Source organism: Coleofasciculus sp. FACHB-712 (assembly GCF_014695635.1).
Lineage (GTDB): Bacteria > Cyanobacteriota > Cyanobacteriia > Cyanobacteriales > FACHB-T130 > FACHB-T130.
In genome coordinates, this window is record NZ_JACJOQ010000621.1 from 1 (window position 1) to 11,007 (window position 11,007).

Annotated in this window: 7 protein-coding genes; 3 read left to right on the plus strand and 4 right to left on the minus strand. The window is 46.3% G+C overall.

Going from position 1 to position 11,007, the window contains the following annotated elements:
• Nucleotides 1–397, minus strand: a 397-nt coding sequence (locus H6F50_RS22855) for a Uma2 family endonuclease (RefSeq protein ID WP_190430466.1), incomplete at its 3' end; no start/stop codon positions are given.
• A 495-nt stretch (nucleotides 398–892) separates the two neighbouring features.
• On the opposite strand from H6F50_RS22855, the gene H6F50_RS22860 reads away from it, so the two are divergent.
• From H6F50_RS22860 to H6F50_RS22870, 3 genes are all read left to right on the plus strand, one after another.
• On the plus strand, nucleotides 893–3,529 hold the full coding sequence (locus H6F50_RS22860) for a response regulator (protein ID WP_190430467.1): 2,637 nt from the start codon (nucleotides 893–895) through the stop codon (nucleotides 3,527–3,529).
• Entirely contained in the window at nucleotides 3,526–5,820 is a 2,295-nt protein-coding gene (locus H6F50_RS22865) for a GAF domain-containing protein (RefSeq protein WP_190430468.1), read from the plus strand. Before H6F50_RS22860 ends, H6F50_RS22865 begins: the two co-directional genes overlap by 4 nt.
• A 192-nt stretch (nucleotides 5,821–6,012) precedes the next feature.
• Nucleotides 6,013–8,118, plus strand: a complete 2,106-nt coding sequence (locus H6F50_RS22870; RefSeq protein ID WP_190430469.1) for a S8 family serine peptidase — start codon at nucleotides 6,013–6,015, stop codon at nucleotides 8,116–8,118.
• A 162-nt stretch (nucleotides 8,119–8,280) separates the two neighbouring features.
• Here the strand turns inward: H6F50_RS22870 and H6F50_RS22875 are convergent, their stop codons facing one another.
• The 3 genes from H6F50_RS22875 to grxC all read right to left on the minus strand — a co-directional run bounded on the left by H6F50_RS22875 (nucleotide 8,281) and on the right by grxC (nucleotide 10,098).
• Nucleotides 8,281–9,063: a 1-acyl-sn-glycerol-3-phosphate acyltransferase gene (locus tag H6F50_RS22875; protein WP_190430472.1), complete on the minus strand. Its 783-nt coding sequence runs from the start codon at nucleotides 9,061–9,063 to the stop codon at nucleotides 8,281–8,283.
• A 151-nt stretch (nucleotides 9,064–9,214) separates the two neighbouring features.
• Nucleotides 9,215–9,724 (minus strand): tRNA adenosine(34) deaminase TadA, encoded by a 510-nt coding sequence (gene tadA, locus H6F50_RS22880; protein WP_190430470.1) that lies wholly within the window; start codon nucleotides 9,722–9,724, stop codon nucleotides 9,215–9,217.
• A gap of 53 nt (nucleotides 9,725–9,777) precedes the next feature.
• Nucleotides 9,778–10,098: a glutaredoxin 3 gene (grxC, locus tag H6F50_RS22885; protein ID WP_190430471.1), complete on the minus strand. Its 321-nt coding sequence runs from the start codon at nucleotides 10,096–10,098 to the stop codon at nucleotides 9,778–9,780.
• Nucleotides 10,099–11,007: the final 909 nt, after the last annotated feature.

The window sequence follows — 11,007 nt, forward strand, 5'->3', positions numbered from 1 at the left end:
GTAAAGATGGCGACGTTTGATAGTCAGCAAATTTCTCTCCTCTGTCAAAAGCTGCTGTTGAGGGAGATAGCACTTCAATGACCAAAATGGGATAGAGGATGAAGTCATCTGTAGAGTTTGTATCCTGTTCATCGCAAGTTACTGCAACATCGGGATAATAATAGCAGTCTGCTGACTCTAGCCTAACTTTGATATCCGAGGAGAGAACAAGGCAAGGACTATTATTGAGGTGATTGCCCAATATTCTTACTAGGTTGCTAGCAATAATAATATGAGGCTTCTTTGCCCCTACCGTTGCATAGACTTGCCCTCGCCTATACTCATGTTTGATAGGGCTGACTCGCTCTCCCTCTAGGTAATCTTCTTTGGAAATGTAGAAGTTTTTGCTAATAGTCATTGGATAGTTTTTCAAAACGAGTGGCTATTTCGGCAATCTGTAACCAACTTTAACAAAGCATTGCCGAACTTGGCTTCAGATTCAGTTGACACAACAAAAGAGCGATCGCTATTTTGTTACTGACGGTTGTATACCCGGAAACACACTTTATTTATCCTTTACTCCCCTGGGCAGAGAAGGGGAAAATAGCGATCGTGGAACTTGCTAAAGTAGTTGTACTGTGGTGTCCCAATGTAGTCGTTTTTAAAGCGATCTCTACTCGCGCAACATTCCAACCCCCCTGCAATTTAACGCTAGGCTCAGACGCGCTACTTGTGGATTAACAGCAACTCAAGCCTTCAAACAGGAATTAGCATGGGCTGGGTTGCTAGTTTCCGAGCAATTCTAAAAACAAAAATTATAAATTGACATAACCGCAAGAATGTAGAGAAGGATGAAAGTGGTGTCTACCTCCAGGTATGTCAGCCAGACAATCCATTGATAGTTGATATAACAATGATTCCCGATAACGAAGCTGACCGACTCGCCGCCGTGCGTCGCTACGACATTCTTGACACACCTCCAGATGGAGCCTTCGACCGAATTACAGCTCTAGCTGCCCGGTTTTTTAATGTCCCGATTTCCATTATTAGCATCGTTGACCACGACCGGATCTGGTTTAAATCCCATCATGGGCTAGAAGTTCAGCAAATTGGACGCGAACCCGGACTGTGTGCCAGTGCGATTTTGCAAGAAGACGTTTACACCGTTCTGGATGCCAAAGTAGACCCCCGCACGTTTGTAAATTCCTTAGTAGCTGGGGAATTTGGACTTCGCTTTTACGCGGCGGCTCCCTTGCAGACACGCGATGGTTTCAACTTAGGCACTATTTGTGTAATCGACTATCAACCCCGTCAAGTGACCGAAGCAGAAAAGGCAACTCTCAAAGACCTAGCCGCCATCGTCATTGATGAATTGGAACTGCGACTCTCCGCTCAAAAAGCCGTACAAGCTGAAGTCGCCCTACGGATGGCAGCACTGGAAGCAACGCGATCTAAAAGCGAATTTCTGGCGATGATGAGCCATGAAATCCGCACTCCGATGAACGGAGTTATTGGAATGGCAAGCTTGCTATTGGATACAGAACTAACGTTCCAGCAACGAAAGTTTGTCGAGATCATCAGTAGCAGTGGCGATTCCTTACTGAAAATTATTAATGACATTCTCGACTTTTCAAAAATCGAGTCTGGCAAGCTGGAATTAGAAGAACAACCTTTAAACTTGTTAGATTGCATTGAAGCTGCCTTAGATTTACTCGCTCCCCATGCTTTTGAAAAAGGCTTAGAACTTGCTTACCGAATTGAGACAGGAACACCTAGCATCGTGCTAGGAGATGAAATCAGACTGCGCCAAATTCTGGTGAACTTGCTAAGTAATGCAATTAAATTTACTTCTGCTGGAGAAGTCGTGGTTTCTGTAACAGCAACAGAAGTAATGGTTAATCAGGAGTCAGCAATTAGTCACCGGCAAGAAAACCAATCATCCATTGCCCCTGATTCATTCCCTAAAACCTATTACGAAATCCAATTTTCCGTCAAAGATACCGGAATTGGGATTCCTTCAGACCGAATCAATCGTTTATTTAAGTCGTTTAGCCAGGTTGATGCCTCTACCGCCCGTCAATATGGGGGAACCGGCTTGGGACTGGTGATTAGCAAACGCTTGAGTGAAATGATGGCGGGTCAGATGTGGGTTGAAAGCGAAGTGGGACGCGGCTCCACCTTTTATTTCACGATCGTCGTCCGAGATTTTCCTGGCTGTCCACTTGTTGAACTCGATGCTGTCCAGCCGCAGTTAGCTGGAAAACGGCTATTAATTGTGGATGCCAACGTTACTAGCCGCCAGATTTTGATTTTGCAAACGCAATCTTGGGGAATGATGCCGAAGGCAACTGAATCGGGTGCCCAGGCGTTAAACTGGCTTCGGCAAGGAGAGCGTTTTGATATGGTGATTCTCGATAGGCAAATTTTAGGGATGGACGCCTTGAGCCTAGCGACAGAAATTCGCTCCTTCCCGAACGCTCAAGCATTACCCGTGGTGATGTTGACAACGTATGGCAAGGAACCGGGGGGGAAACAGTTAGATCGAGTAAAATTTGCAACCTTCCTGAATAAGCCGATTAAACAATCTCAGCTTTACAATACCTTGAGCGATCTGTTGGTACGAGAGCCGATCAAGGTGCATCACGCACCCTTTACTTTCCCTGAGTTTCAGCTCCCCTTTGCCGAAAGTCTTCCCCTCCGAATTCTTGTCGCCGAAGATAATCGGGTGAACCAGAAGGTTGCTTTGCACATACTTCAACAGTTGGGGTATCGAGCCGATGTTGTTAACAATGGGTTAGAAGTGCTGGAATCTTTGCGGGGTCAACCCTACGATCTGCTGCTGCTGGATGTGCAGATGCCAGAAATGGACGGTTTAGAGACGAGTCGTAACATCTGCCAAAAAGAATTGGCAACCGATGGGAGCGCAAAACCTTGGATTATTGCCATGACGGCGAATGTCATGCAAGGCGATCGCGAAACGTGTCTGGAAGCTGGCATGGACGACTATATCAGCAAGCCGCTCCGCAAGGAAGAGTTAGTTCAGGCTTTGCTGAGGTACAGGGGAACTGAGGTGCAGGGGTACAAAGGTGCAGGGAAGTTGGGGATTGGGGAAGTCAAAAAAAGAGAGGGCGAAGCCACTACTTCACTGAATACTGAGTGCGGACAGGGTAGCGATGTAACATTATCATTCAGTACTCCTATTGATGCGAAGATCCTGGAAGCATTTGCTAAAACAGTGGGAGGGAAAGCCTCAAATTTATTGACTCAATTGATTCATTGCTATTTAGAAGATGCTCCCAAACTGCTGCAAGCAATGGAGACGGCAGCGAGTAACCAAGATGCGATCGCGCTCAGGCAAGCATCTCATACTTTGAAAGCCAGCAGTGCCGCTCTTGGGGCAGTACAACTGGCTACTTTGTGTAAACAGCTAGAAGCGATGAGCCGGACTGGAGAAATTGCGGGTGCATCCAAAATTGTTGTACAGATTGAAACAGAGTATGAAAAAGTGAAAACGGCTTTGCAGATGGAAGCACAATCAAGTCAGCAATGAATATTACTTGCACCGAACCAGATTCCTACCTTGTTCTGATTGTTGACGACGACAAATTCACGCGGATGCAGCTGCGCGCCATGATTGAACACGAAGGCTACACAGTGGCAGAGGCAAGTGATGGAGAGGAAGGATTAGCTGCTTACATCAGCCTACATCCAGATATTGTGTTGCTAGATGCGTTGATGCCGATTCTGGATGGCTTTAGTTGTTGTCGCCAGTTAAAATCACTTCCTCAAGGCGATCGCACACCTGTTTTAATCATTACCAGTCTTGATGACCGAGAATCTGTCAATCAGGCGTTTGAGGCAGGTGCTACCGATTACGTGACTAAGCCGGTTCACTGGGCAGTGCTGCGCCAACGGATGCGTCGTCTCCTCCAAGCGAGTCGAGCAGCGGAAGAATTACGACAGCAAAATCAGCGACAACGGCTAATGGGAGCGATGCTGGAGCGCATCCGCCAATCTTTGAATCTAGAAGAAATTCTCAATACTACAGCCAGCGAGGTGCGGCAATTTCTTCAGACCGATCGAGTGATTATTTATCGCTTCAATCCAGATTGGAGTGGCATGGTGGAGGTGGAATCCGTAGATGAGCGCTGGACTCCTATCTTAGGGAAAACCATTGTAGATCCGTGCTTTGCTGAAAACTATGTCAACCCTTACAAACAGGGTCGTATCCGAGCTACGGAGGATATTTACAACGCTGGCTTGAAACAGTGTTACATCGATTTAATGTCTCAGTTTCAAGTCAAAGCTAATTTGGTGGTGCCCATCCTGCAAAACAGGGCTGAGGAAAGGGAACCGGGGAGCCGGGAGGAATCTTCGCTCAGTCCCCAAATAGCCCCTAGCACGGATAGCACTCAGTTATGGGGGCTGTTGATTGCTCATCACTGTTCGCAACCTCGGCACTGGCAACCGTGGGAGATTGATTTTCTCAGTTCGTTGGCAATTCAGGTAGCGATCGCGATTCAACAATCTGAACTTTACCAACAGGTGCAGCGGCTCAACACAAACCTCGAACACCAGGTACAGGAACGCACCAGCCAGTTGCAGCAAGCTCTCAAATTTGAAGCGATGCTCAAACGAATTACTGATAAAGTGCGTGACAGCCTTGATGAGAGCCAAATTTTGCAAACAGCCGTGCAAGAATTAGCACAAGTGCTGGGAGTTACATACTGCGATACGGCGTTATATGACATTAATGGGGCTACTTCCACGGTTTGCTATGAGTACACGCTTTCCATGCCTTCATCTGAGGGAAGCGAAATCCAAATGGCAAGTAATCCGGCGATTTACTCCCAACTATTGCAAGGAAAGCATTTACAATTTTGCAAAATAGGCCCTAACCCAATTCAGCCGGTTTCCGGTGAATTTTCAGTTTTGGCTTGTCCGATTTTTGATGACCAAGGGGTTTTGGGCGATCTGTGGTTATTAAACGATCGGGAATATATTTTTAACGAACTAGAGATTCGCTTATTACAGCAGGTTGCTAATCAATGCGCGATCGCAATTCGCCAAGCCCGACTTTACCAAGCTTCACTGGCTCAAGTTGAGGAATTAGAAAAACTCAATTTTCTCAAAGATGATTTTTTGAGTACGGTTTCTCATGAGTTACGCACTCCCGTATCCAACATGAAAATGGCAATTCAGATGTTGGAAGTGATTATGGAAGAAACCTGCAATTGGCGGGATGAAATCGCTAATAAAAGTGCGGAGAGACACCCAGGTTATTGCTATTTTGAGCTGTTAAATAATGAGTGTGACCGAGAGATTAATCTGATTAACGATCTACTCCACTTACAGCAACTCAATGCAGAGGCACATCCTTTAGAAAAAACAGCGATTCATCTACAAGACTGGATTCCCCATATCGTAGAACCTTTTGAACAGCGAACCCACAAACACAAGCAAATCTTACAAGTAGAGATTCCCGAAGAACTGCCGATTCTAATCTCCGATCCATTCTGTTTAGCACGCATCCTCACCGAGCTGCTGAATAATGCTTGTAAATATACTCCGCAAGGAGAAAAAATTAAGGTAGCTGTCCATGCTAAATCAGAAAAGCTTCAGCTCGAAGTGACTAATTCTGGAATCGAAATTCCTACAGATGAAATTCCCCGAATCTTTGATAAGTTCTACCGCATTCCAAGTAATGACCCGTGGAAGCATGGCGGAACTGGTCTAGGACTGGCATTGGTTCAAAAAATGGTAGCTTATTTAGGAGGAACAATTAAAGTGGAAAGCAAATCCAAAATAACCTGCTTTTTAGTTGAACTACCGATTTTTTGATTTTAGTAAAATTTGTTAGCAGACAATAAAGTAATTTGCAATAATTGTCAAGAAATCTAAAAATTTCATTGGGATTAAAAATACAATATTGATAAAACGGAAAAGAAGAATCAAGAGAAACTATGACGTTACAAAAAGAATAGAATTGCTATAGAGAATAAAAATAAAAAATTAAAACTTAGCTGTTTACCAATGAGCAATGACCAATCTGCGGCTAGTGTGCCAGAAGAAAGCGTCGGTCGTATTTTACAGCGGGGGGGTGAAGAACTGGCATTGGAGAAAGTGAGCGATCGCTTCACGGTTCGCCCCGCTACCCCCGACGCTGCATCTGAGGAGTTGGCGCAAACGATTCCCGCCCAAGCACACCAGGAAATCCCCGGTAGAAGCGGGATGACTCCTCCCCTACAAGAATTCATTGTTGACCCATCCCAGCGAGACGAAGCCATGCAGGCGGCAAGAGAATCTGAGGATGTCGCCTTTGCCAGTCATGTCTATAAACTTAAAGAGAATCCGCAAACGTTAGTTTACCTAACGGATCAGGTGACTATTCAGTTTGCCCCATCGGTGGATGAAGAAACCCAAAGAGCGATCGCATCCTTATTTGGCTTACAATTGCTGCGACCCGTTAGCGGTATTCCCAACACCTTCGTCTTCGAGGTCAGTCTGCAAGCACGGGAAAATCCCATTAAAATTGCCAACCGCTTAATGGGGCGAAAAGAGGTACTTACCGCCGAACCCAATATCGTTGTTCGACAAGAAAAGCACTACCGGCCCAAAGATTCCCTCTATCCCAAGCAATGGTATCTCAACAACCTTGGCGGATCTCAGATAGCAGCCGGTTCTCACATTTCGGTTGAGAAAGCCTGGGATATCACCAAAGGCATCCGTTCCATCGTTGTCGCAGTGGCAGATGATGGCTTTGACCTCAACCACCCAGATTTTCAGGGAACCGGCAAAATTGTTGCTCCTAAAGACTTCAAAGAACAAGACTTCTTGCCGCTACCTGGAGACGACAATGAAAACCACGGAACCGCCTGTGCTGGGGTTGCAGTCGCAGAAGAAACCGGCACCGGCATTGTAGGAGTCGCCCCAGGCTGTGCCCTGATGCCCCTCCGCACCACCGGCTATCTAGATGACGAAACCATCGAACAACTCTTTGACTGGGCTACCAACAACGGTGCTGCGGTCATTTCCTGTAGCTGGGGGCCAGCAGCCGTCTACTTTCCCCTGTCCCTGCGGCAACGCGCCGCCCTAACTCGTGCCGCGACCCAAGGACGAGACGGTAAAGGCTGTGTCATCGTCTTTGCTGCCGGGAATGCAAATCGTCCCATCAGTGGCACGATTAACGAGCAGGGATGGCCTAATAACCTGTTAAAAGGTCCTACCCAGTGGCTAGGTGGTTTCACCGTTCATCCAGATGCGATCGCAGTTTCTGCTTGTACCAGCCTCAACAAAAAATCTGCCTACAGTAACTGGGGAACCAACGTCTCTGTCTGTGCCCCCAGCAACAATGCCCCGCCGGGAATGTGGTTTGAACAAACCGGCTATGTCAGTACCGCCCCCGAAGTCAGAGCATTGCTGCCTGGATTGGGCATCTTTACCACTGACCGACTCGGAGCCGCTGGCTACGACAGCAGCAACTTCACCAGTGACTTTGGCGGTACCTCTAGTGCTTGTCCCGTGGTCGCAGGTGTCGCTGCCCTCATTCTGTCAGCTAATCCCGATTTAACTGCAACAGAAGTTAGGCAAATTCTGCAACAAACCGCTGACAAAGTCGTTGACCCCGACCCCGACCCCCAATTGACTTTTCGATTGGGCAGTTACGATGCAAACGGTTTCTCTCAGTGGTTCGGCTATGGCAAAGTCAATGCTTTTAAAGCTGTTCAAGCTGCTCAACAGCAGCGCGTCCAACCCTCCCAAGCCTCCCAAGCCTTGCACGGACGCAATGACAACCTCGTCCCCATTCCCGACTACAACTCCCAAGGCGTTACCAGCCCAATTAACGTAACTTACGCCAGTCCTTTACGAGATATCCAAGTCAGCGTCAACATTCAACACCAGTTTTTAGGGGATATCGAAGTTAGCGTGAGGAGTCCTAACGGAATTACGGTGCTGCTGCAAGGTCGTACGCTGGGTTCTACAACTCAATTGCAAGCCACCTACACGCTGCAAAATACACCCGCACTCCAGCAACTTCTCAACAAACCCGTAGCAGGCATCTGGCAGTTATGGGTCGTGGATTATGCCCAGATGGATACAGGAACTTTGAACAGCTGGGAATTAACCTTGGGTATCTGAGTAGGGGCACTGCTGTGCCCCTACTCAGTCTTTTATTGGCAATCAGAGTATGTTGCTGGATATATAGAAATAGCGGTAATGGTCGTGAGTAATGAGCCGTCTCTCATTACTGATTCCCTAAAAGCTCTTGTTCGCGAATGAATGAGAATTTCTATAGCAAGGTTAAAACGATGACTGAGCGCCTGATACTTCATTTAAAGGGGGAGCAGTAGATAGCGTATCCGCCTCTTCTACTTCGCCTCCATCTATCTGTTTAAGCGCCGCTTCTAAATCGGCGGTTAGTTTTTTCGCACTTTGTTTTGGCGTATTGCTGCAATAATTCGCGACTGAGATCGGCTCACCAATGTTAACTTTTATACCGCATCCCCAATGCGGCACCGGGCTGCCGTAACGGACGCTAATCGGCACAATTTTGACATCCAATTCTGGTTGGCTGGATTCCACTTGCAAAGCAATGCGCGCCAAACCCGTCTTGAGGGGGTGAACTTGCGTATCCTGGTAGATGCCGCCTTCCGGGAAGATGACCAGCACTTCTCCCTGGCGGAGAACTTCGACGCCATGACGAAAAGTGCCAACTCCCGGATTTCGGGTATCTACTGGGAACCCTCCCATGCGGCTGATAAACCAGCCTTGCCACCCTTTCATTTCATCCGCTGACACCATAAACCGCAGGTCACGACCCGTCACAGGTTGTCCAGCCGCATGAGGCACGACAAACGCATCCCAGCGAGAGCGATGAGTAGGAGCTAGGATCACCGGCCCGGTAGCGGGGATATTTTCTTGTCCGGTGACTTCGGCTTTACCAAAGTAAAAGGGAATGACAAGATATTTCGTCACCTTATAGCCTAAGGAAGCTAGCCAAGGTAAAACACGGGAAGTAATAGGAACTACCTTGACAGGTTTTGGTGTCTCTATCGTTTGTTCAGAGGGGTCGGGCTGAGTCATCACGAATAAAACTTCTCACAGCATCCATAATTCCAGCTTATGTATGATTACGGCATCTGTCTTCTAGTAGAAGGACAGTTCTCATGCTGTCATTAGCAGAGTAAAAGTAAACATAAATAAGAGCAATTTTTTTGTTTTGCCTTTTGCCTTTTTACTTTTGACTTTTTAAGCGCCGCTGGGCAAACCAAGATTGCAGATGGTGGCGGCAGGCAGACTCTAAGATACCACTTATGACCGGCAAGCGGTGGTTAGAGCAAGCGCTATCTGGAATATTGGCAACGGTACGAATCGCGCCAGTTTTTGGATCGTCCACACCGTAAACGAGAAGTCGCAGACGTGCTAGCGCGATCGCACCAGCGCACATGGGGCAAGGTTCTAAGGTGACGTAGAGCGTGCATTCGTTAAGGTGCCAGTCCTGCATTGCTTGCCCAGCAGCTCTAAGAGCTAAAATTTCGGCGTGGGCAGTCGGGTCTTTGTCACGTTCTTTGCGATTTTCACCCTCTGCAATCAAGTTATTATCTGCACTAACAATTACTGCTCCCACTGGTACTTCCCCAGCATCACCCGCCTTCTCGGCAAGTTCCAGCGCTTGAATCATCCATTGTCGGTGAACTAGGTAAGCAGAGTCCTCAATTTCCGGTGGCGGAATTTCAATAGCCATGCGCTTGTGCCCGTACCGACTATACAAACGAAATTCACCTGTATTGGCTGATTCTAGCCTTGAACGGCGGGTTGAGCCAGTAAGGGGTCTAATTGTCCGCCTGTATTCAATTGATAGAGGTCATCGCTCCCACCAATGTGCTTCTCATTGATGAATATCTGCGGCACGCTTCGACGCCCGTTGGCACGTTCAGCCATCTTCGCTCTGGCTGCCTCATCACCATCAATTTTATACTCAGTAAAGTTGACGCCCTTCCACCAGAGCAAAATCTTGGCTCTGATGCAAAAGGGGCAAGTTTGCCAAGTATAGATTTCAACGTTGGCTTTGTTACGTTCTGGATGACGCCCTAGGATTGGATTAAGAAAGTCAAACATTTTAGGATTTTTAAATTTTCTAGATTTGGATATGTGTTTAGCTGTTGGCATTCAGCAATGCGCCTTCGTTTAATTTACCAAGCCCAGGGCTGAGTACCTCTGTTTAAACTAGATCGTTTTTTCAAACAAAACAACAACTACAATATATTAATAAGTTTAGTAAACTAAAAAAATAATTTTATTAATTTTAAGTTTTTATGGTTTACTTCGTGAAAGGTTATAGGCGTTTAGCATTAACGAGTATTTTGTTCCAATAAATACAAAGTTTTTTGAAAATTATGCTAAGGCGAAAAAATAAGGTCAAAAGGGAGATTTGATAAAATTTTTGATTGTTGAGGATAAAAGCCAGCGAATACTTTTCGACCTGTTTCAAGAAAAAAAATCTAAACTTAATTAAAGCAGTCCTGAAGGATTCGAGAAAGGCGAGATTCCTGAGTTTGAAGGAGAAGCTGGGGATTTGAACTGCTAGCATCTCACAACTCAAATAGGATTGTTCTAGATCGGTTGACTTTTTGTGCTGGCTGCTGGAATTAATTCTCTAAGAGACATGAGCCAAAGGGGTTCGTAGGCACGAACATAGCTAGCTTTTCAGTGATAGAGCGAAGATTTTTGACTAACTAGCGTTGGCAATGCGACGGATCGGGTTAACCTTTGAGGAAATACCATTCTGTTTTAAGGCACCCTTGGCAGCAGATTTCAGATTTTTTTTATAAGTTAATTGCTGTCTTGTCCGGGTTTGGCAGGAAAGTTGATAAAGAATGTTAATGCCTTCAGCCCTTTATTTGGTGAGAATTTTTAGCTAGCTGGTTTTTTTATTACAAAATACAATTGTTTCATTGCTTAAAAAGCTATCTGTAAAGCCATAGTCGTTTACTCAGATGCGATTCAATCGCCACATCTATGCTTACT

Excerpts from the sequence above, each read along its gene's own strand:
- H6F50_RS22875 (WP_190430472.1), bottom strand. The coding sequence starts at position 9,063 with ATGACTCAGCCCGACCCCTCTGAACAAACGATAGAGACACCAAAACCT.
- H6F50_RS22865 (WP_190430468.1), top strand. The coding sequence starts at position 3,526 with ATGAATATTACTTGCACCGAACCAGATTCCTACCTTGTTCTGATTGTT.
- H6F50_RS22860 (WP_190430467.1), top strand. The coding sequence starts at position 893 with ATGATTCCCGATAACGAAGCTGACCGACTCGCCGCCGTGCGTCGCTAC.
- grxC (WP_190430471.1), bottom strand. The coding sequence starts at position 10,098 with ATGTTTGACTTTCTTAATCCAATCCTAGGGCGTCATCCAGAACGTAAC.
- tadA (WP_190430470.1), bottom strand. The coding sequence starts at position 9,724 with ATGGCTATTGAAATTCCGCCACCGGAAATTGAGGACTCTGCTTACCTA.
- H6F50_RS22870 (WP_190430469.1), top strand. The coding sequence starts at position 6,013 with ATGAGCAATGACCAATCTGCGGCTAGTGTGCCAGAAGAAAGCGTCGGT.